Source organism: Alsobacter sp., assembly GCF_059501845.1.
Genome location: NZ_JCACDK010000014.1, coordinates 346,179 through 365,441, shown reverse-complemented (window position 1 = coordinate 365,441; position 19,263 = coordinate 346,179). Strand labels below are relative to the sequence as shown.

The following is a 19,263-nucleotide window of genomic DNA, read 5'->3' as shown; positions in this document are numbered from 1 at the left end:
TGCCGCCTTCCAGGAGATACCCATGCCGAGCCGCCGCATTTTCCTCAACGCCCTCGCCGCCGCGGGCCTCGCCGCCGCCGCGCTGACGGGGCTGCAGGGCGCGGCCATGGCCCAGGCGCCGAGCGCCGCCGACCTCGCCGTGGCCGGCCCGATGGGCGATGTCGAGCTCGGTTCCAAGGACGCGAAGGTCACGATCTACGAGTACGCCTCGATGACGTGCTCGCACTGCGCCGCCTTCCACAAGGGCACCTGGCCGACGCTGAAGTCGAAATACGTCGACACCGGCAAGGTGCGCTTCATCCTGCGCGAGTTCCCGCTGGATCCGCTCGCCACGGCTGGCTTCATGCTCGCCCGCTGCGCGGGGAACGACAAGTACTACGCGGTCATCGATCTCCTGTTCGACCAGCAGAAGAACTGGGCTTTCACGGACAAGCCGCTTGAAGCCCTCCTGGGACTGATGAAGCAGGCCGGATTCTCACAGGAATCGTTCATGGCCTGCTTGAAAAACCAGGAGATCTATGACGCCGTGAACTGGGTCAAGGATCGGGGCGCCCGCGAGTTCAAGGTGGACTCGACGCCGACCTTCTTCATCGGCGACCAGGTACGGCGCGGGGAGCTTTCCGTTGAGGAGCTGGAGAAGATCCTCACCCCCCTCGTCGGGGGCTGACGCTCTCGCAGCGACCCCGGCCGGGGCGGCGCGATGAAGCTCACGCGCCTGCGCCTCGTCGGCTTCAAGTCTTTCGTCGAGCCGACCGACGTGCTGATCGAGCCGGGCTTGACGGGTGTCGTCGGGCCGAATGGCTGCGGCAAATCCAACCTCGTCGAAGCGCTTCGCTGGGTGATGGGCGAGAGCTCGCACAAGAGCCTGCGCGCCTCCGGCATGGACGACGTGATTTTTGCCGGCTCGGCGAACCGTCCGGCCCGCAATACCGCGGAAGTCTCGCTGGTCGTCGACAACGGGGCGCGCACCGCCCCCGCCGTCTTCAACGATGCCGACCAGCTGGACGTCTCCCGCCGCATCGCGCGGGAGGAGGGCTCCACCTACCGCATCAACGGGCGCGAGGTGCGGGCCCGCGACGTTCAGCTGCTCTTCGCCGACGCGGCAACAGGCGCGCGCTCCCACGCGATGGTGCGGCAGGGCATGATCGGCGAGATCATCGCGGCCAAGCCGCAGGCCCGCCGCCGCATCCTGGAGGACGCTGCCGGCATCGCCGGATTGCATGCCCGCCGGCACGAGGCGGAAATCCGCCTCAAGGGCGCGGAAGAGAACCTGCTGCGCATCGAGGACGTCCTTCGCCAGATCGACTCGCAGATCGACGGGCTGCGCCGCCAGGCGAGGCAGGCGTCCCGCTATCGTTCCCTCGCGGCCGAGATCCGCAAGGCCGAGGCGCTTCTCCTTTACCTGGGTTGGCGCGGGGCGCGTGACGCGGTCGCGGAGGCGCAGTCGAAGGCTGAGGCGGACCTGCGGCAGGTCGCCGAGCGCACGCGCCTGCAAGCCGCGGCCGCCCGTGACCAGGCCGTCGCCGCCGATGCACTGCCCGGCCTGCGGGAGGCGGACGCGGCGGCGGGAGCTGCCCTGCAGAGGCTTCTGCTGGCGAGGGACAGCCTCGAAGCGGAAGAGAAGCGCGCGGAACAGCGCGCCGCCGAGCTGGACCGGCGTGCCCATGAGCTGGCGCGCGACGAGGAGCGCGAGCGGGCGCTGAACGAGGATGCCGCCGGAGCCATGGCGCGCCTCGACGCCGAGGACGAGGTTCTGGCCGGCGAAACGGACGAGCAGGCCGCCGCCGCCGAGGAGGCGCGGGAGCGCCTCGAAGCGCTGGAGGAAGCACTCGTCATCTCCGAATCCGCGGCAGACAACGCGCAGGCGGCCCTCTCCGACCTCGCCGCCCGGCGGGCCGCGGTGGAGCGGTCCCTGCGCGAGCTCGCCGACCGGCTCGCCCGCCTCTCCTCCGAGGAGGACCGCGTTGCGCGGGAACTCTCTGGCATCGATGCGGCGAGTGCGGCAGACACGAAAGCTGCGGACGAGGAAGCCGAGATCGAGGCGGCTGCCGAAGCCGTCGGCATGGCCGAGGATCGTGCCGAGGCCGCGCGCGAGGCGCACCGTTCCGCCCGGGAGCGGGAGGCGGCGCTGCGCGGCCCGGCTCAGGAGGCGGATCGCGCGGCGCAGCGCCTGGAGACCGAGGTCGCGACCCTCACCAAGCTCCTCGCCGGAACCGGCGACGACAGTTGGCCTCGCATCATCGATGCGGTTGCGGCGGGCAAGGGGTGGGAGACGGCGCTCGCCGCCGCGCTGGGCGACGACCTCGACGCGTCACAGGATTCCGGTGCGCCGATGCACTGGGCGGATACGGGGCCCGGTACCGGCGATCCCGCCTTGCCGGATGGCATCGAGAGCATCGCGGCGCACGTGACTGCGCCGGCGGCGATGACACGGCGCCTGCGCCAGACCGGCATCGTCTCCCGCGCCGACGGAACGCGGTTGCGGCCTCAGCTGAAGCCCGGTCAGCGGCTGGTGTCCCGCGAGGGCGACCTGTGGCGGTGGGACGGGTTCACGGCGGCAGCCGAGGCGCCGGGTGCCGCAGCGCGCCGCCTCGCGGAACGCAACCGGCTGGAGGATCTCGAGATCGAGGCAGCCCGCGCCCGTGCCGGGGCGGAGGCGGCCCGCGCCATGCTCGATTCGGCCAGCGCCGCGCTGCGCCAGGCCTCCGCCGAAGAGGGCAGGGCGCTCGACCTGGCCCGGGAGACCCGGCGCAAGCTGGAGGATGTTCGCGCGCGCCATGCCGCCGGTGCCCGGCGCCGCGCCGACATCGCCCTGCGACGTTCGGCGCTGGCGGAGGCGCAGGCGCGTCTCGAAGCTGAGCGGGAGGATTGCGCCATCCGCCACGCTGACACGATCGGCCGGCGCGACGAGCTCTCCGACGCAGCCGAGCTGGAAGCCAGGCTCGCGGCGATGCGGGCGCAGGTTGCGCTCGACAGGCAGGCGGTGGCCGAGGCGCGCACCTTCGCGCAGGGCCTCGCGCGCGAGGCCGCCATGCGCGAGCGCCGCCGCGCCACCATCGCCAGCGAGCGAACGGCATGGCGTGAGCGCATCGCGCGTGCCGACAGCCACCTCGCCGAGATCGCCGAGCGCCGGGGCGAGGTCGAGGAAGAGCGCATCGCGCTGGCCGAGGCCCCCGAGGCCTTTCGCGAGCGCCGCCGCGGCATTCTGAACGGCATTGCCGAGGCAGAGGAAAAGAAGCGGGCCACGGCCGACCGGCTTGCCGAGGCCGAGCGGGAAGCAGCCTCCGGAGATCGCGCGGCCTCAGAGGCCCTCGCCCTGCTCGCCGCATCCCGCGAGGAGCAGGCCCGGTCGGAGGCCAGGCTGGAAGCGCAGCGGGCCCGGCTTGCCGACGTCGTCTCCAATATCGCCGAGCGGCTTGGGTCCGCCCCCGAAGATCTCCCCGGCATCGCCGGCCTGTCCGACTCCGAATCGCTGCCTGATTCCGCTGAGGTGGAGCGGCGCCTGGACGGTTTGCGGCAGGATCGCGAGCGTCTGGGCGCCGTCAACCTGCGTGCGGACGAGGAACTGGCGGAGGTCGAGGGTCAGCGCGAAGGGTTGGCTGCGGAGCGCGACGACCTCGACGAGGCCGTGAAGCGCCTGCGTGGCGCCATCGGCAGCCTGAACCGGGAAGGCCGGGAGAGGCTCCTGGCCGCGTTCACCATCGTTCAGGGCCATTTCGAGCGCCTCTTCACCACGCTTTTCGGCGGCGGAATGGCGCAGCTCGAACTCATCGAATCGGATGACCCTCTCGAGGCCGGGCTCGAGATCGTGGCGCGGCCGCCGGGAAAAAAGCCGCAGACGATGACGCTGCTCTCGGGCGGCGAACAGGCGCTCACCGCCATCGCGCTGATCTTCGCCGTGTTCCTGACCAATCCGTCGCCGATCTGCGTCCTCGACGAGGTGGACGCTCCTCTCGACGACGCCAATGTCGAGCGCTACTGCGATCTCCTGCGGGACATGGCGGGGTCTACCGAGACGCGTTTTCTCGTCATCACGCACAACCCCGTCACCATGGCCCGCATGGACCGGCTCTATGGGGTGACGATGGCCGAGCGCGGCGTGAGCCAGGTCGTCTCGGTCGATCTCGGCACGGCTGAACGCTTCCGCGAGGCCTCCTGAGGACCTGCTCCGGAGGACGGGGCAAGCCCGGCGTGGATCATTGTGCGCCGCAATCGCGCTACGCGGGTCCGACCTTCGTCGATTCCCCTGAAAAACCTGTAGTTTCAGCGACTTGTATCGTGATCACCCATTCTTGACACTGGCGGGACCGGAAACTATGGTGCGCGCGACTTTCACGGGGCCACCCGGCCCCGCATCGGTTGCGGCCGGAGCGGCGTTCGCAGGTTCCGGCAGTCGTCTCGCGCAAGCGGGGCGGGGAGAGCGTCCGATGTCCGAGGGTAATCACGGTCAGGGTGAGGACCGCGACTTGCGCGACCGGCTCGACAAACTGTCGAGTGCGATCGAGAAGAAGCGTGCCGATGCCCGCGACGGTGGAGGGGTGGGGGATCACGCCGTCATCGGCGGCGAGACCGGGCGGGCGATGGCTCAGGGCTTTCGCATCGTCACCGAACTCGCTGCAGGTGTGCTTGTCGGCTGCGTCATCGGATGGCAGCTCGACAAGTGGGTCGGTACGAGCCCGCTGTTTCTGCTCGTCTTCCTGGGGCTCGGCACGACGGCCGGCTTCTGGAACATGATGCGGATCGGGGCGACGACGACTGCGACGCGTCAGGACGAGCCGCCCAAGCAGTGAAGCGTGAACGTCCGGAGGTCCGGACGGCAGAACGAGGAGCGAGACGTGGCGGCAGAAGGCGGAACCGGGATCGATCCGATCCATCAGTTCGTGATCTCGCCCGTACTCCATCTCGGGCCGCTGACCGTCACCAACTCGGCGCTGTTCATGCTGATCATCCTGGCGGTGGTCAGCTTCGTCATGATCGTCGGCACGTCGCAGCGCGCGCTGGTGCCGGGAAGGCTCCAGTCGGTCGGAGAGCTCGCCTACGAGTTCGTGGCCTCGACGGTGCGCGGCTCCGCCGGCAACGAGGGGATGAAGTTCTTCCCGCTCGTCTTTTCGCTCTTCATGTTCGTGCTCACCGCGAACCTGATCGGCATCATTCCCTACACCTTCACGGTGACGAGCCACATCATCATCACCTTCGCGCTGGCGATGCTGGTGATCCTGACCGTCATCATCTACGGCTTCTACAAGAACGGCGTGCACTTCCTCGGCCTCTTCGTCCCGTCGGGCGTCTCGCCGGTCCTGCTGCCGCTGCTGGTCCTGATCGAGGTGATCTCCTTCATCTCCCGGCCCGTCAGCCTTTCCGTCCGTCTCTTCGCCAACATGCTGGCCGGCCACATCACGCTGAAGGTGTTCGGCGGCTTCGTGACCATGCTCGGCGCCGCCGGCGGCTGGGCCATCCTCGCACCGCTTCCTTTCGCGATGACCGTGGCGCTGACCGCGCTCGAACTGCTGGTCGCGGTCCTGCAGGCCTACGTCTTCGCCATCCTGACTTGCGTCTATCTCAACGACGCCATCCATCCCGGCCACTGACCGGTCGCCGGCAAGCCTCCCACCAGTCGATCCCACAGGAGTTCATCATGGATCCCGTAGCTGCGAAGTACCTCGGCGCCGGTCTTGCCGCCATCGGCATGGGCGCTGCCGCCATCGGCGTCGGCATCATCTTCGGCAACTTCCTCTCGGGCGCCCTGCGCAACCCGTCGGCCTCCGACGCGCAGTTCGGTCGCGCGTTCATCGGCGCGGCCCTCGCGGAAGGCCTGGGCATCTTCGCGTTCCTCGTCGCGATCCTTCTGCTCTTCGTCCTCTGACGAAGCTGCTCCGCACTGCGTGACCCGCCGCTTCGAGCGGCGGGATCGTGCATTCGGGGTTTTCACGCGGGTCCAGCGCGAGACACGAGATGGCCGAGACTGCACAGCAAGGAACCGAAGTCGGCCACGCCGAAGGGCATGGCGGGGGGGCGGTGTTCCCGCCCTTCGACCCGTCGACCTTCGGCGCCCAGCTCATCTGGCTGGCGATCGTCTTCGGCGCCCTTTACCTCCTGATGTCGCGCATCGCGCTGCCGCGCGTGGGCGAAATCCTGGAGAAGCGGCGCAAGGCGATCGACGACGATCTCGACGCCGCCGCCCGTCTCAAGGGCCAGACCGACGACGCGATCGCGGCCTATGAGAAGGCTCTCGCCGACGCCAGGGCGCGTGCGCAAGGCATCGCAAGCCAGACGCGCGACGAGCTCTCCGCCCAGACGGACGCCCGCCGCAAGGCGCTGGAAGCCGAGCTCTCCGAGAAGATCGGAGCCGCCGAGGCCTCCATCGCGGCGAGCCGCGACAGGGCGATGTCGAATGTCCGCGGTATCGCCACGGACGCGGCCGAGCTCATCGTCGAACGCCTGATCTCGAAGGCGCCGGCACGGGGCGAGGTCGAGGCCGCCGTCGACGGCGCCCTGAAGCGCTGAGGAGCGATCCATGTTCGAAGCAGAATTCTGGGTCGCCGCAGCCTTCGTCGTCTTCGTCGGCATCCTCTGGTATCTCGGCGCCTTCCGCACGATCCTCGGGTCGCTGGACAAGCGCACCGACCGGATCCGGGCCGAACTGGCGGATGCACGCATCCTGCGGGAGGAGGCCCAGCGCGTGTTGGCGGACTACCAGCGCCGCCGGCAGGAGGCCGAAAAGGAAGCGGAGGACATCGTCCGCAACGCCCGGGCCGAGGCAGAGCGCCTCGCCGCCGAGGCGCAGCAGAAGCTCTCCGACTTCGTCGCGAGCCGCCAGCGCATGGCCGAGCAGAAGATCGCCCAGGCGGAGGCCCAGGCCACAGCCGAGGTCCGCGCCGCCGCCGCCGAGGCTGCCGTCCGCGCCTCCGAGACGATCCTGCGCCGCGAAGTCGCCGGCTCGACGGCCGAAGGCCTGATCACGCAGGGTCTCCAGGACGTCCGCGCCAAGCTGAACTGAGCGGCATCAGTCGCCAGACGAAACGAAAGCCGCCTTTGGGCGGCTTTTTTCGTTGTCGGCGTATACTGCCCTGCCCGGGAGTTCAACCAGGTCACGCGATCGGCGAAGCCGAACAGGCGTGGGCTACTTCCGCTTCGCCGGCAACGGCAGCGCAGCTGTCCTTAGCTGGAGTGCCGCCCGAAGCCGCCCGCCTCGGTCTTCAGCCACGCGGCGCCGCAGGCGCGGGCGAGTTCGCGGACGCGGAGGATGTAGCTCTGGCGCTCGGTGACGGAGATCACCCCGCGCGCGTCCAGCAGGTTGAAGACATGGCTGGCCTTGATGCACTGGTCGTAGGCGGGCAGGGCCATGGCATGGCGCTCGCCCTCCCCCCGGTCGCCCTTCTGGAGCAGCGCCCGGCACTCCGTTTCGGCATCGCGGAAGTGGCGGAACAGCCGGTCGGTGTCGGCGGCCTCGAAATTGTGCCGTGAATACTCCTGCTCGGCCTGCAGGAAGACGTCGCCATAGGTGACCTTCTCAGTCCCCTCGAGGCCGTTGAAGTTGAGGTCGTAGACGTTCTCCACGCCCTGCACATACATGGCGAGGCGCTCGAGCCCGTAGGTGAGTTCGCCCGAGACGGGCGAGCACTCGAAGCCGGCGACCTGCTGGAAATAGGTGAACTGGCTCACCTCCATTCCGTCGCACCAGCACTCCCAGCCGAGGCCCCAGGCGCCAAGGGTCGGGCTCTCCCAGTCGTCCTCGACGAAGCGCACGTCATGCAGGAGAGGGTCGACGCCGATGGCGGCGAGCGAGCGCAAATAGAGGTCCTGCAGATTGGGGGGCGAGGGCTTCAGGATCACCTGGTACTGGTAATAGTGCTGCAGGCGGTTGGGATTCTCGCCGTAGCGCCCGTCCTTCGGCCGCCGCGAGGGCTGCACGTACGCCGCCTTCCACGGAAGCGGCCCCAGGGACCGCAGCGTCGTGGCCGGGTGGAACGTGCCGGCGCCGACCTCCATGTCGTAGGGCTGAAGGATCACGCAGCCCTGCTCAGCCCAGAATCGGTGGAGTGTCAGGATCAGGCCCTGGAACGAACGGGTCGGATCGAGCGGATCGGTCATCGCGGCGACATCCCTGCAAGCGCGGCGCAGGCATAGAGCATTTCCGCCGCCGGGGGAACCGCGGCCGGAGATCCTGCAAGCCGTTCAGGCGCGTGCGCCAGCACACCGATCATGGTTGCCGGATCGTTAATGTCCGGTTCCAGGGACATACGGCGCCAGTCGCCGACGGGAGGACGAGATGAAGATCAAGCCGATTGCAACCCTGGTGGGACTGGCGCTGGCGCTGACACCGGTGGTGATGATGGCCATGCCCGCCTCGCAGTCGCAGGCGACCGCCCAGACGACGATTGTCTCGGCGCAGCAGGCGGTGCCCGCCGCGACTAAAGCAGCCGCTGTCACCCAGCAGCAGGACACCACTGATGCCTGCAGGCGGGTTCGCGTCGTCGCGGCCGGCTATGGCGAGCCCGCCGGCGGCCGTTGCGCTGCACCGCGGAGCTGAAGATCGAGACCCGCCTCGCCGCGGTGGACCGCGGCGGCGAGCGCAGAGAATTGCCCAGCTTCCGCGTGCAGGACGAGGGGCGGCAGCAGCGCCAGCGGCGCGCGGCTTCCCTTCAGGGCTCCGACGAGGATGCGAGACGCCGGCGCATCGGCCCGGGGATGAACGGGAAGCACCCGGACCATTCCGAATCGGCCGGACAAGGCCGAGAGGCACTCGGCAAGCGCCTCGGCCCTATGGATCAGCACCAAGGCTCCTTTGGACGCCAGCAGGTCCGACGCAGCCCTGACCCACAGATCGAGTTCACCCGGGCCGAGCATGTGCGCCATACGGCGCTGTGGCTGCGGCGATGCGCGGGAGCGTCCCGGCGACAACCAGGGCGGATTGCAAAGCACCAGTGCCGCGTCACCTTTGGCGAGGCCTACAGCGGCACGCTCGCGCTGTGCGGCCGTCACATCACTCGCGACGACCGTGGTGCGACCCCCCACGCCGTTCGCCGCGGCATTGGAGCGGGCGAGTTCTGCCATGGCAGGATCGATCTCGACCAGCACCAGCCGCGCCTCCGGTGCGCGCAGACCGGCCATGATTCCCACGGCGCCCGTGGATGCGCCGAGGTCGACGATCGGGCCGGGACAGCCGGGCGGCGTCGTAGCCGCGAGCAGGACGGCGTCCGTGCCCGCCCTGTGCCCCGCGGCCGGCTGAAGCAGACGGACCCGGCCATCCAGCAGGGTGTCCGAGGTGACCCCGGCGGTGACCTCAGCCATGGCTCCGTCCGGGCGTCCACGGCATCAGCTCGGCCTCCAGGCCGGCATCGCGGATCAGCCGTCGCGCCTGTGGCACCTCGTCCTCAGGAACCATGACGCGGCGCGGGAACGCGCCGATGGAGCCTTCCATCGCGCTGACATGGGCGTCCGCCACGAAGACGGAGAGTCCGGCCTGGCCGAGCAGCGATTCGAGCACCGAGATCAGCACGATGTCATTGGTGCGGACGACGGTGACCATGTCTTCTCCCGGACGCGGCGCCGAACCGGCCGCGACCCACTGTGCGACGGCTCGATGCATGCGGCAACGGGGCTGAGTTGAAAGGCCAAGTTCCCCGTGGCAGGTTGCGCGCCGAAACCAGCCGGGTACAGGAAGGCTTGCAGGTGGGTATCGTCATTCCGATGGACGGCAAGCCGTCCGACGCTCCGAGTATCGAACCCCTCCTCAAGCTCACCGCCGACGGAATGGGGCGGGTGAACCAGCTGATCCTGTCGCGGGTCGGCTCCGACGTGGCGCTGATTCCCGAGATCGCCCGGCACCTCATCGATTCCGGCGGCAAGCGTCTGCGCCCGATGCTCACCCTCGCGACCGCCGGCCTGTTTGGCTATGGCGGCGAGGGCGACGTGAAGCTCGCCGCCAGCGTCGAGTTCATGCACACCGCGACCCTGCTGCATGACGACGTGGTCGATGGCAGCGAACTGCGCCGCGGCCGCCTTGCCGCGCGCATGCTGTGGGGCAACGAGGCGAGCGTGCTCGTCGGCGACTTCCTGCTCGGCCAGGCCTTCCGCATGATGGTGGAAGTGGGCTCGCTTCAGGCGCTGGACGTGCTGTCGACCGCCGCGGCCGTCATCGCCGAAGGCGAGGTGATGCAGCTCTCCGCCGCCAAGAACACCGAGACGACGGAGGACGAGTACCTCGCCGTCATCCGCGCCAAGACGGCCGCGCTCTTCGCCGCAGCCTGCGAAGTGGGTCCGATCATCGCAGGCCGTGGCAAGGCCGAGCAGGCCGCCTGCCGCAGCTACGGGGCCAATCTCGGTATCGCCTTCCAGCTTGTCGACGATGCGCTCGACTATGGCGGGACCAGCGCCAAGCTGGGCAAGAAGGTCGGCGACGATTTCCGCGAGGGCAAGATCACGCTGCCCGTGGTGCTCTCCTTCCGCCGCGGGACGCCGGCCGAGCGCGAATTCTGGACGCGCACGCTGAAGAGCGGCGAGGAGGCGACCGATGCCGCGCTCGAGGAAGCCGTGGCCATCATGCGCCGCCACCGCGCCATCGAGGACACGATCGAGCGGGCGCGCCACTACGGCGCCATGGCGCGCGACGCGCTGGCCCTCTTTCCCGAGGGGCCGATGAAGAGCGCCTTGCTGGAAGTCGTCGAGTTCTGCATCCAGCGCTCGCACTGACCCATTTGTCCGAACCCGCAGGCGCGCCGCACGTTATCGGGCGCAGCGGAGAACAGGCCATGGCCCAAGACGACGACGGCAACGCGGCAGGCGCGACACCACGGCCCAAGCCGGGAGACGAGGCGCCCGCCGGCGTTCCCGGCGCTGGCGAGGCTCCATGTCGGCGCTGCAAGGGCACCGGGCGAATCGACGGCGAGCCCTGCCCTGAGTGCGACGGAACCGGCGTGATCCTGCAGGAGATCGGCGGCGGCTGACTTCGGCGGGAACTGCCGGCAGTCAGCGAAGCAGCGTCGGCTTCACCCACCATTCGGGATTCGCGGCCAGGATTCCGCGCGCTGCTTTCCGGGCGGCCCGGCAATCGTCGAACAGGCCGAAGCAGGTGGCACCCGAGCCCGACATGCGGGCAAGGCGGCACCCGCGTGCCGCCGCGATCACGGCGAGAACATGCCCGATGATGGGCGCCATGACCGCGGCGGGGTCCTCGAGGTCGTTGCGCGCCCTGCGCAGCAGGGGCAGCAGCGTCTCGCGGTCCGTGCCGGATGCAACGGCGGGATGCGCGGCATAGCCGAGATCCTCCCCCGCCGACAGACCGAGCGTCCGGAACACCGCGACGGTCTCCACCGGCACGCCCGGGTTGACCAGGATGGCGAAGAGCGGTGGCAACCGAAGGAGCAGCCCGAGTTCCTCGCCACGGCCCCGCATCATGCGGGCCCGCGCGGCGAGGCAGACCGGCACGTCGGCCCCCGTCTCGGCCGCCGCAGCGTGCAGGTCGGGATCCTCCAGCGTGATGCCGTTCAGGCGCGCCAGGAGCCGCAGGGCGGCAGCCGCGTCCGACGAGCCGCCACCGAGGCCGGCCGCCACCGGAAGCCGCTTGGTGAGCCGGAAGCGGCCCTGCCGAAGCCCCGGCCGACGGGCGGCGAGGGCGGTGGCGGCCCGCAGCACGAGGTTGGCCTCGGCCGGGCCGGCCGCGACGGCACGGGGACCGTCTACGTCGATGCCTGGCTCCTCTCCCGGCAGAAGTTCGAGCGTGTCGGCCGCTCCCGCGAAGGCGACGAGGCTCTCGAGCGCATGCCATCCGTCTGCGCGACGGCCGAGTACATGGAGGCTCAGGTTGACCTTGGCAGGCGCCTTCTCGACGAGGCGGTCGCGCACGGCCGCTTCAACCGTGCCCGCTTGCATGCTCGCCACGGCTCCTAGCCGCCGTTCGCCTTCTTCTCGACCTCCGCCGCGGCCGGCTTGGGCTCGTCGGGCATGCCATTGGCGATCTTGTCGAGAATCTTCGGCAGTTCGTCCGCCTCCGGCTTCATGTCGCGGGCGTGGTTCCACTGGAAGCTCGCTTCCAGCTTGCGGCCGACACGCCAGTAGGCATCGCCGAGATGGTCGTTGATGACGGGATCGCCCGGCTTCAGCTCGACCGCGCGTTCCAGCAGCTTGACCGCCTCGTCGTAGTGGCCGAGCCGGAAGTGCGCCCAGCCGAGGCTGTCGACGATGTAGCCGTCCGTCGGCCGCTGCTCGACCGCGCGCTGCAGCATCTTGAACGCTTCGTCCAGGTTGATGTTCTGGTCGACCCAGGAGTAGCCGAGGTAGTTAAGCACCAGCGGCTGCTCGGGCGAGAGCTCCAGCGCCTTGCGGAAGTCGGCCTCGGCCTTGGGCCACTCCTTGGTGCGCTCGTAGGCGATGCCGCGGTAATGGTAGAGCGCCCAGTAGCCGTTGTCGGGCGTCTGGATGGCGTCGATCGCCTTCGTATAGACCTCCGCCGCCTTGGCGAAGTCCTTGCGCGAGCGGTAGACGTTGCCGAGCGCCATCAGGGACTCGACGTCCTTCGGATCCGCGGCGATCGCCTTCTCGATATGGGCGACGGCCTCGTCCTTGCGCTCGAGCTGCTCGAGGTTGATGCCGATCTGGATCTCTGCGCTGCGGCGCAGCGGCGAGCTGGGGGACACCAGGTCATAGGTGTCGTTGGCACGCGCGGGCTGCTTCAGCCGGTCGTAGAGATCGGCGAGCGTGATCGCGACGAGTCCGTTCTGCGGCGCCAGCCACAGGCTCATGCGCAGATAGAGCATGGCCGCGAGCTCGTCGCCCTGGCGGTTGCCGGCCGAGCCGAGGCCGTACAGCACTTCGGCCGCGCCTGCGGCGGCGTCGGGCACCGCGCTTTCGATCGGCTGGCCCTTCTCGAGCCTGTCCATCGTGTCCCGGATGACGGGATGGCGGGGCAGCAGCTTGTCGAAGTCGGCGAGCACCTTCTTCGCCTCTTCCGTCTTGCCCGTGCGGGCCAGGAAGCGGCTGTAGACGTCGACCATGCGCAGGGTGCGATTCTCGGCCTTGTAGGCGGACTCGAAGCGCTTGGCGGCCTCCTGCTTGTCACCAAGCGCGTCGGCGATCAGCCAGGCATGGAAATCACGGAAGGTGGCGATGGCGTCCTCGCCCTTCAGCGTGTCGACCGTCTGCAGGGCCCGCTTCAGGTTCTTGGACCCGGCATAGGACCATGCGGTGAGCAGCGTCGCGGTGACGTCGGCCGCCTGGTTCTTCGTGCTCCGCTCGAGCCGGCCCCGCGCCTTCGCGAAGCGGTTCTCCTTGATGTCCTTCACGGACAGGGCGAGCTGCACGAGCCCATTGTTGGCGTCGCGGCGCGCGATCTGCTCGGCGAGGCGGGTGGCTTCGTCGTAGGAGCCCTCGACGAGAAGAGCGATGAAGGCACGCTCCAGGATGTCCGCACTCTTGGGATCGTCGCGCAGCGCCTCCCGGTAGAAGAAGGCGGCGGCGCTGGTGTCGCGCGCCTGCCCGGCGACGAAGGCCGAGAGATAGTTTCCGGCCAGCGAGTCGCCGGCGTCGATCGTCTCCGTGTAGGCCTCGGTGGCGTGGGCGGAGGCGGTGTAGGTTCCGCAGGCCAGCAGCAGCGCCGCCAGGATGGCGCGCATGCGTCCGGGGCGCGAGGTCGGGCGCGAGGTCGGGATCGAGAGTGTCACGCTGGTCCGCATCCTTCAGGGCGCAAGGGGCCGATGGAAGGCCCGAGTCGCACCGCAACATGGCGGTTTTGCGGATGGTCGGCAAGGCGCCGACCGCCGCGGCACCCCTGCAGGATCGGGCCCGGAGGCCGTTCGGCGCTCACATATTGGGGTAGTTGGGCCCGCCGCCGCCTTCCGGCGTCACCCAGGTGATGTTCTGGGCGGGATCCTTGATGTCGCAGGTCTTGCAGTGCACGCAGTTCTGCGCGTTGATCACGAAGCGCGGATCAGTGCGCGCCTCCGGGTTGGCGTAGACCACCTCGTAGACCCCGGCCGGGCAATAAAGCCGCGCGGGCTCGCCATACATCGGCAGGTTGCGCGCGACGGGGATCGACGGGTCGGCCAGCTTCAGGTGGACCGGCTGGTCCTCCTCGTGGTTCGTGGCCGACAGGAACACCGAAGACAGCTTGTCGAAGGACACGACGCCGTCCGGCTTGGGATACTGGATCGGCTTCACGGCCGAGAGCGGCTTCAGGGTCGCATGGTCGGGCTTGCCGTGCTTCAGCGTTCCGAACACGGAGGCGCCGAGCAACTGGTTGGTCCACATGTCGATGCCGCCCAGCGCCACGCCGACCGCCGTACCGAAGCGCGACCAGAGCGGCTTGACGTTGCGCACGCGCTTCAGGTCCTTGCCGATCTCCGAACCGCGCCAGGCTTCCTCGTAGGAGACCAGCTCGTCGTTGGACCGGCCGTCCGCCAGGGCCCTGGCCACGTGCTCGGCGGCCAGCATGCCGGACAGTACGGCGTTGTGGCTGCCTTTGATGCGGGGCACGTTGACGAAGCCTGCCGAGCAGCCGATCAGCGCCCCGCCGGGGAAGCAGAGGCGGGGCACGGACTGCCAGCCCCCCTCCGTGATCGCGCGCGCGCCGTAGCTGATGCGCTTGCCGCCGACGAAGGTGTCACGGACCAGCGGATGCGTCTTGAAGCGCTGGAACTCGTCGAAGGGCGAGAGGGTGGGGTTCTGGTAGTTCAGGTGGACGACGAAGCCCACCGCCACCAGCCCGTCCTCGAAATGGTAGAGAAAGCTGCCGCCGCCGGTCGAATTGTCGAGGGGCCAGCCGAAGCTGTGCTGGACGAGACCGGGATGGTGCTTGTCGGGAGCGACCTGCCAGAGCTCCTTCAGGCCGATTCCGTATTTTTGCGGCTCGCGGCCGTCATGCAGTCCGAAATGCCGGATGAGCTGCTTGGACAGCGAGCCTCGCGCGCCCTCGCCGAAGAGCACGTAGCGGCCGCGCAGCTCCATGCCACGGGCGAAGCCGTCCTTGGCCTCGCCCTCCTTGGAGATGCCCATGTCGCCGGTGGCGACGCCGGTGACCTCGCCGTTTTCCCCGAAGAGCACCTCGGACGCGGCGAAACCCGGATAGATCTCGACGCCGAGCGCCTCCGCCCGCTGCGCGAGGAAGCGCGCCACGTTGCCGAGCGAGCCGATGAAGTTGCCGTGGTTGCCGATGAGCCCCGGCATCAGCAGGTTGGGCAGCCTCACCGAGCCGGCGGGGCCGAGCAGGTAGAAGCGGTCGTCCGTGACCTGCGTCGTGAGGGGGCGGTCGGCGTCCTCGCGCCAGCCGGGCAGCAGGCTGTCGAGACCGATCGGGTCGATGACGGCGCCGGAGAGGATATGGGCGCCGACCTCGGAGCCCTTCTCGACGACGACGACGCTGGTATCGGGCGAGACCTGCTTCAACCTGATCGCTGCCGCAAGCCCGGCAGGCCCGGCCCCGACGATCACGACGTCGTAGTCCATGCCCTCGCGCGGCACGCTCTGCGCCTCCGCCAGATCCATACCCGGCCACTCCTTCACCTTCGTGCCGGCACGCGCCGGGCCTCGATCCTATGGACGAGCGTTTCTGCACCCGCAAGCGCTGCCGCGCTGTCCGGCAATCGACCTTTGGACGCAGCGCCGCGCCCCTCGGGCTGTGGCAGCGCTGCCGGGCTGCTATAGGATGCCGGACATGGCGGCTTACGACACCTCCGACCTGGCCGATCCCCGGCGGGCCGCGCTCGACCTGCTCCTCTGGCACGTCGACGCCGGGGCCGACGCCATGCTCGACGAGGAGCCGCACGATCGCCTGGCGGAGGCCAGCGCGCAGCTCGCTCCGGCCGAGGCGAAGGCTCCGGCCGTCGTGCCGTCCGCGCCCGACGACATGGCCGCCGAAGCCCGCATGCTGGCGCGCTCCGCGCCCGACCTCGACACGCTGCGGACCCTGCTGCAGGGCTACGAGGGCTGCCCGCTGAAGCGCACGGCAAAGTCGCTGGTGTTCGCCGACGGCAACCCGAAGGCCCGAATCATGTTCGTCGGCGAGGCGCCGGGGGCGGAAGAGGACCGCACGGGCCTGCCCTTCGTCGGACGCTCCGGCCAGCTGCTCGACCGGATGCTGGCCGCCATCGGGCTCGACCGCTCGAGCGTGTACATCGCCAACGTCATTCCCTGGCGCCCGCCGGGCAACCGCACCCCCACGCCGCAGGAAGCCGCGGTGTGCCGGCCTTTCATCGAGCGGCAGATCGAGCTCGCCGACCCCGACATCCTCGTCTGCCTCGGCGGTCCGTCGATGCAGGCCCTGCTGGCGACCTCCGAGGGGATCATGAAGTCGCGCGGGCGGTGGACCGAGTACGCCACCGGCACGCGCACCATCCGCGCCATCGCCACGCTGCATCCCGCCTACCTCCTGCGCCAGCCGCTGCACAAGCGCCTGGCCTGGCGCGACTTCAAGGCCATCCGTCGTGCGCTGGAGGAGACGAAGGGCGCCGCGTCCTCCTAGGATCGTTCACGAATCCGGCTTAGCCTCCACCGTGCCGGCCATTGCCGGAGCGAGAGGGATCATCATGACCACACCCGCCATTGGCGGCCGCGCCCCCATTCCCGTCGACGTCAAGGCCGGCGAGACCTACTGGTGGTGCTCCTGCGGCCAGTCCAGGAACCAGCCCTTCTGCGATGGTTCGCACAACGGAACCGCCTTCATCCCGCAGGAATGGACCGCCGACCGGGACCGCAAAGTGTTCTTCTGCACGTGCAAGCAGACCGCCAAGGCTCCGCTCTGCGACGGCAGTCACAACACGCTCTAGGAAATCCTCTGCGAGTGTCCGTGAGCGCAGGCGCCTCCGGGAAACGCGGCGCGGATGCGCCGGACGAAATGGGCGAGGTCTTCCTTGCTCGACACACGGGCCGGGGAGCCATAAAAGCCGGGACGTACGCCGTCCCGGCTCCGCACACCGGCTGATCGACCCATGCCCGACCTGCTCCTGGAACTCTTCAGCGAGGAAATTCCCGCGCGCATGCAGCGGCGAGCGGCGGAGGACCTGCGCAAGCTCGTCACGGACGCGCTGGTCGAGCGGGGCTGTCTCTACGAAGGCGCCAAGGCTTTCGCCACCCCACGCCGCCTCACGCTGCACGTCGCCGGCCTGCCGGCCCGCCAGCCGGACCTGCGCGAGGAGAAGAAGGGCCCGCGCGTGGGCGCGCCCGACGCTGCCGTGCAGGGATTCCTGAAGAGCGCCGGCCTGACGGACATTTCGCAGGCCAAGATCGAGTCCGATCCCAAGAAGGGCGAGTTCTACGTCGCCGTTGTCGAGAAGCCCGGACGCGCCACGGAAGACGTCATCGCCGAGATCATGCCGGAGGTGGTGAAGGGCTTTCCCTGGCCAAAGTCGATGCGCTGGGGCGCGGCCTCTTCCAGGCCCGGCTCGCTGCGCTGGGTGCGCCCGCTGCAGTCCGTCCTGTGCACCTTCGGGCCGGAGACCGAGACGCCCGAGATCGTCGCGTTTTCCGTCGACGGAGTGGCGGCGGGCGACGAGACCAGCGGCCACCGCTTCATGGCGGGCGAAACCTTCCGGGTCCGCCGCTTCGCCGACTACGAGATGGCGCTGCTGCGCCACAAGGTCGTCCTCGACGCAGACCGCCGCAAGGACATCATCCTGCACGAGGCCCGCGCGCTCGCCTTCGCACAGGGCCTCGAACTCGTCGAGGACGAGGGCCTGCTGGAGGAGGTCGCCGGCCTCGTGGAGTGGCCCGTCGTGCTCGTTGGCTCCTTCGACGAGCGTTTCCTGGAGATCCCGGCCGAGGTCGTGCGTGCTACCATCCGTGCCAACCAGAAATGCTTCGTGATGCGGCGCGCCGGGAGCGAGGCGCTCTCCAACAAGTTCGTGCTCGTGTCCAACATCGAGGCCAAGGACGGCGGCAAGGCCATCGTCGGCGGCAATGAGCGCGTGGTGCGGGCACGCCTCTCCGACGCCCGGCACTTCTGGGAGACGGACCAGCGGCCGTTGCCGGATTTCCCGGAACCCGCGGGCAAGCCGCTCGACCAGCGCCTCGCCAAGCTGCGCAAGCTGGGCATCGTCTTCCACGAGAAGCTGGGCACCCAGGGCGAACGGATCGACCGCATCGCCACCCTCGCGCAGGAGCTCGCGCCGGCCGTGAAGGCCGACCCCGCCCTCGCCGTGCGCGCCGCCGAACTGGCCAAGGCCGACCTCGTGACCGAGATGGTCGGCGAGTTCCCCGAAGTGCAGGGCCTCATGGGCCGCCGCTATGCGGAGCTGCAGGGCGAGCACCCCTCGGTGGCGGCTGCCATCGAGGAGCACTACAAGCCCCAGGGCCCCTCCGACCGGGTACCCTCCGACCCCGTCAGCGTCGCGGTGGCGCTCGCCGACAAGCTCGACACGCTGGTCGGCTTTTGGGCCATTGACGAGAAGCCGACGGGCAGCAAGGACCCCTACGCGCTCAGGAGAGCGGCGCTGGGCGTGATCCGCATCATCATCGAGAACGGGGTGCGGCTGGGACTGGACGACGTGTTCGGACGGGCGCTGTTCCAGATGCGCATGAACGAGCATGGCAAGGCCGCCGCCGTCGGCACCATCGGCCCGGACCTGCTCGCCTTCTTCCACGACCGTCTCAAGGTCTATCTCCGCGACCAGGGCGCCCGGCACGACCTTATCGACGCCGTCCTCGCCTCGGCCTCGCTTGTCATCCCCGGCGGCCCGAAGGGCCGGGAAGGGGATCCAGGGGCCGGCGGCGAGGGAGCTGGATCCCCTTCCCGGCCTGCTGCGCAGGCCGCCGGGGATGACACGGTGGCCAATGACGACCTGCTCTCCGTCGTGCGCCGCGTCGAGGCGCTGGGGCGCTTTCTCGACACCGACGACGGCGCCAACCTCCTGGCGGGCTTTCGCCGCGCCGCCAACATCCTGCGCATCGAGGAGAAGAAGGACGGCCGTTCCTATGCCGAGCCGGTCGATCCGCATCTCCTGAAGGAGACGGGTTTGCCGGAGGAGAAGGTGCTGGCCGAGGTGCTGCAGGCCGCCGCCGCGCAGGCTCGCGAGCATGTGGCGAAGGAGGACTTCGAGGGCGCCATGGGCGAGCTCGCCCGGCTCCGGCCCGCCGTCGACGCCTTCTTCGACAAGGTCACGGTCAATGCCGACGACCCCGCCCTGCGGGCCAACCGCCTGCGCCTTCTCGCCGGCCTGCGCGAAGCCACCCGCGCCGTCGCAGATTTTTCGCGCATCGGAGGGTAGGAGACGGCGACCCAGCGGGCTCGGGAACCCTCCTTCGCCTGCGAGCGCGTAAACCCTCCCCCGCCTGCGG

At 69.4% G+C, this 19,263-nt stretch carries 19 protein-coding genes; 13 read left to right on the top strand and 6 right to left on the bottom strand.

What is annotated here, in order from left to right; genetic code table 11:
* Nucleotides 1–22 precede the first annotated feature (22 nt).
* The 7 genes from AC5JCN_RS12675 (at nucleotide 23) to AC5JCN_RS12645 (ending at nucleotide 6,997) form a co-directional block, all read left to right on the top strand.
* On the top strand, nucleotides 23–667 hold the full coding sequence (locus AC5JCN_RS12675; RefSeq protein ID WP_495755423.1) for a DsbA family protein: 645 nt from the start codon (nucleotides 23–25) through the stop codon (nucleotides 665–667).
* Between the two features lie 33 nt (nucleotides 668–700).
* Complete coding sequence (locus AC5JCN_RS12670; protein ID WP_495755422.1) at nucleotides 701–4,159, top strand: chromosome segregation SMC family protein; 3,459 nt, start codon at nucleotides 701–703, stop codon at nucleotides 4,157–4,159.
* Nucleotides 4,160–4,427: 268 nt separating this feature from the next.
* A complete protein-coding gene (locus AC5JCN_RS12665) occupies nucleotides 4,428–4,790 on the top strand; it encodes an AtpZ/AtpI family protein (RefSeq protein WP_495755421.1) in 363 nt (120 codons plus the stop codon).
* A 45-nt stretch (nucleotides 4,791–4,835) separates the two neighbouring features.
* The gene (locus AC5JCN_RS12660; protein WP_495755420.1) at nucleotides 4,836–5,588 is read left to right on the top strand and encodes a F0F1 ATP synthase subunit A; all 753 of its coding nucleotides are present in this window, start codon (nucleotides 4,836–4,838) and stop codon (nucleotides 5,586–5,588) included.
* A gap of 47 nt (nucleotides 5,589–5,635) precedes the next feature.
* Nucleotides 5,636–5,863 (top strand): F0F1 ATP synthase subunit C, encoded by a 228-nt coding sequence (locus AC5JCN_RS12655; RefSeq protein WP_495755419.1) that lies wholly within the window; start codon nucleotides 5,636–5,638, stop codon nucleotides 5,861–5,863.
* A gap of 47 nt (nucleotides 5,864–5,910) precedes the next feature.
* Complete coding sequence (locus AC5JCN_RS12650; protein ID WP_495755418.1) at nucleotides 5,911–6,504, top strand: F0F1 ATP synthase subunit B; 594 nt, start codon at nucleotides 5,911–5,913, stop codon at nucleotides 6,502–6,504.
* A 10-nt stretch (nucleotides 6,505–6,514) separates the two neighbouring features.
* Nucleotides 6,515–6,997, top strand: coding sequence for a F0F1 ATP synthase subunit B family protein (locus AC5JCN_RS12645; protein WP_495755417.1), 483 nt, complete (start codon nucleotides 6,515–6,517; stop codon nucleotides 6,995–6,997).
* 161 nt (nucleotides 6,998–7,158) lie between these two features.
* Here AC5JCN_RS12645 and AC5JCN_RS12640 read toward each other — a convergent pair whose 3' ends face one another.
* Nucleotides 7,159–8,091: a glycine--tRNA ligase subunit alpha gene (locus AC5JCN_RS12640; protein ID WP_495755416.1), complete on the bottom strand. Its 933-nt coding sequence runs from the start codon at nucleotides 8,089–8,091 to the stop codon at nucleotides 7,159–7,161.
* Between the two features lie 178 nt (nucleotides 8,092–8,269).
* Here AC5JCN_RS12640 and AC5JCN_RS12635 point away from each other — a divergent pair, with 178 nt between their 5' ends.
* The gene (locus AC5JCN_RS12635; RefSeq protein WP_495755415.1) at nucleotides 8,270–8,530 is read left to right on the top strand and encodes a hypothetical protein; all 261 of its coding nucleotides are present in this window, start codon (nucleotides 8,270–8,272) and stop codon (nucleotides 8,528–8,530) included.
* Here AC5JCN_RS12635 and AC5JCN_RS12630 read toward each other — a convergent pair.
* Nucleotides 8,485–9,291, bottom strand: coding sequence for a tRNA1(Val) (adenine(37)-N6)-methyltransferase (locus tag AC5JCN_RS12630; protein WP_495755414.1), 807 nt, complete (start codon nucleotides 9,289–9,291; stop codon nucleotides 8,485–8,487). The genes AC5JCN_RS12635 and AC5JCN_RS12630 overlap by 46 nt on opposite strands.
* Nucleotides 9,284–9,529 carry a putative signal transducing protein gene (locus AC5JCN_RS12625; RefSeq protein ID WP_495755413.1) on the bottom strand — a complete coding sequence of 82 codons (246 nt, stop codon included), beginning with the start codon at nucleotides 9,527–9,529 and terminating at the stop codon, nucleotides 9,284–9,286. The genes AC5JCN_RS12630 and AC5JCN_RS12625 overlap by 8 nt, the downstream gene beginning before the upstream one ends.
* A gap of 161 nt (nucleotides 9,530–9,690) precedes the next feature.
* On the opposite strand from AC5JCN_RS12625, the gene AC5JCN_RS12620 reads away from it, so the two are divergent.
* A complete protein-coding gene (locus AC5JCN_RS12620; RefSeq protein ID WP_495755510.1) occupies nucleotides 9,691–10,692 on the top strand; it encodes a polyprenyl synthetase family protein in 1,002 nt (333 codons plus the stop codon).
* A 59-nt stretch (nucleotides 10,693–10,751) separates the two neighbouring features.
* Entirely contained in the window at nucleotides 10,752–10,946 is a 195-nt protein-coding gene (locus AC5JCN_RS12615) for a hypothetical protein (RefSeq protein WP_495755412.1), read from the top strand.
* A gap of 22 nt (nucleotides 10,947–10,968) precedes the next feature.
* On the opposite strand, the gene AC5JCN_RS12610 is transcribed toward AC5JCN_RS12615, so the two are convergent.
* The 3 genes from AC5JCN_RS12610 to AC5JCN_RS12600 form a co-directional block, all read right to left on the bottom strand.
* Nucleotides 10,969–11,871, bottom strand: coding sequence for a 4-(cytidine 5'-diphospho)-2-C-methyl-D-erythritol kinase (locus tag AC5JCN_RS12610; protein WP_495755411.1), 903 nt, complete (start codon nucleotides 11,869–11,871; stop codon nucleotides 10,969–10,971).
* 14 nt (nucleotides 11,872–11,885) lie between these two features.
* Nucleotides 11,886–13,658, bottom strand: a complete 1,773-nt coding sequence (locus AC5JCN_RS12605; protein WP_495755410.1) for a tetratricopeptide repeat protein — start codon at nucleotides 13,656–13,658, stop codon at nucleotides 11,886–11,888.
* Between the two features lie 139 nt (nucleotides 13,659–13,797).
* A complete protein-coding gene (locus tag AC5JCN_RS12600) occupies nucleotides 13,798–15,477 on the bottom strand; it encodes an electron transfer flavoprotein-ubiquinone oxidoreductase (RefSeq protein ID WP_495755409.1) in 1,680 nt (559 codons plus the stop codon).
* Between the two features lie 169 nt (nucleotides 15,478–15,646).
* On the opposite strand from AC5JCN_RS12600, the gene AC5JCN_RS12595 reads away from it, so the two are divergent.
* The 3 genes from AC5JCN_RS12595 to glyS all read left to right on the top strand — a co-directional run bounded on the left by AC5JCN_RS12595 (nucleotide 15,647) and on the right by glyS (nucleotide 19,193).
* Entirely contained in the window at nucleotides 15,647–16,453 is an 807-nt protein-coding gene (locus AC5JCN_RS12595) for a uracil-DNA glycosylase (protein ID WP_495755408.1), read from the top strand.
* Nucleotides 16,454–16,517: 64 nt separating this feature from the next.
* Nucleotides 16,518–16,757 (top strand): CDGSH iron-sulfur domain-containing protein, encoded by a 240-nt coding sequence (locus AC5JCN_RS12590; protein ID WP_495755407.1) that lies wholly within the window; start codon nucleotides 16,518–16,520, stop codon nucleotides 16,755–16,757.
* Nucleotides 16,758–16,919: 162 nt separating this feature from the next.
* Nucleotides 16,920–19,193: a glycine--tRNA ligase subunit beta gene (gene glyS, locus AC5JCN_RS12585; protein ID WP_495755406.1), complete on the top strand. Its 2,274-nt coding sequence runs from the start codon at nucleotides 16,920–16,922 to the stop codon at nucleotides 19,191–19,193.
* Nucleotides 19,194–19,263 lie beyond the last annotated feature (70 nt).

What these genes read in the sequence shown, in the direction of transcription:
- glyS (WP_495755406.1), top strand. Translation starts at nt 16,920, where the DNA reads ATGCCCGACCTGCTCCTGGAACTCTTCAGCGAGGAAATTCCCGCGCGC.
- AC5JCN_RS12665 (WP_495755421.1), top strand. Translation starts at nt 4,428, where the DNA reads ATGTCCGAGGGTAATCACGGTCAGGGTGAGGACCGCGACTTGCGCGAC.
- AC5JCN_RS12670 (WP_495755422.1), top strand. Translation starts at nt 701, where the DNA reads ATGAAGCTCACGCGCCTGCGCCTCGTCGGCTTCAAGTCTTTCGTCGAG.
- AC5JCN_RS12615 (WP_495755412.1), top strand. Translation starts at nt 10,752, where the DNA reads ATGGCCCAAGACGACGACGGCAACGCGGCAGGCGCGACACCACGGCCC.
- AC5JCN_RS12600 (WP_495755409.1), bottom strand. Translation starts at nt 15,477, where the DNA reads ATGGATCTGGCGGAGGCGCAGAGCGTGCCGCGCGAGGGCATGGACTAC.
- AC5JCN_RS12640 (WP_495755416.1), bottom strand. Translation starts at nt 8,091, where the DNA reads ATGACCGATCCGCTCGATCCGACCCGTTCGTTCCAGGGCCTGATCCTG.
- AC5JCN_RS12630 (WP_495755414.1), bottom strand. Translation starts at nt 9,291, where the DNA reads ATGGCTGAGGTCACCGCCGGGGTCACCTCGGACACCCTGCTGGATGGC.
- AC5JCN_RS12675 (WP_495755423.1), top strand. Translation starts at nt 23, where the DNA reads ATGCCGAGCCGCCGCATTTTCCTCAACGCCCTCGCCGCCGCGGGCCTC.
- AC5JCN_RS12655 (WP_495755419.1), top strand. Translation starts at nt 5,636, where the DNA reads ATGGATCCCGTAGCTGCGAAGTACCTCGGCGCCGGTCTTGCCGCCATC.
- AC5JCN_RS12595 (WP_495755408.1), top strand. Translation starts at nt 15,647, where the DNA reads ATGGCGGCTTACGACACCTCCGACCTGGCCGATCCCCGGCGGGCCGCG.
- AC5JCN_RS12645 (WP_495755417.1), top strand. Translation starts at nt 6,515, where the DNA reads ATGTTCGAAGCAGAATTCTGGGTCGCCGCAGCCTTCGTCGTCTTCGTC.
- AC5JCN_RS12635 (WP_495755415.1), top strand. Translation starts at nt 8,270, where the DNA reads ATGAAGATCAAGCCGATTGCAACCCTGGTGGGACTGGCGCTGGCGCTG.
- AC5JCN_RS12590 (WP_495755407.1), top strand. Translation starts at nt 16,518, where the DNA reads ATGACCACACCCGCCATTGGCGGCCGCGCCCCCATTCCCGTCGACGTC.
- AC5JCN_RS12610 (WP_495755411.1), bottom strand. Translation starts at nt 11,871, where the DNA reads ATGCAAGCGGGCACGGTTGAAGCGGCCGTGCGCGACCGCCTCGTCGAG.
- AC5JCN_RS12620 (WP_495755510.1), top strand. Translation starts at nt 9,691, where the DNA reads ATGGACGGCAAGCCGTCCGACGCTCCGAGTATCGAACCCCTCCTCAAG.
- AC5JCN_RS12625 (WP_495755413.1), bottom strand. Translation starts at nt 9,529, where the DNA reads ATGGTCACCGTCGTCCGCACCAATGACATCGTGCTGATCTCGGTGCTC.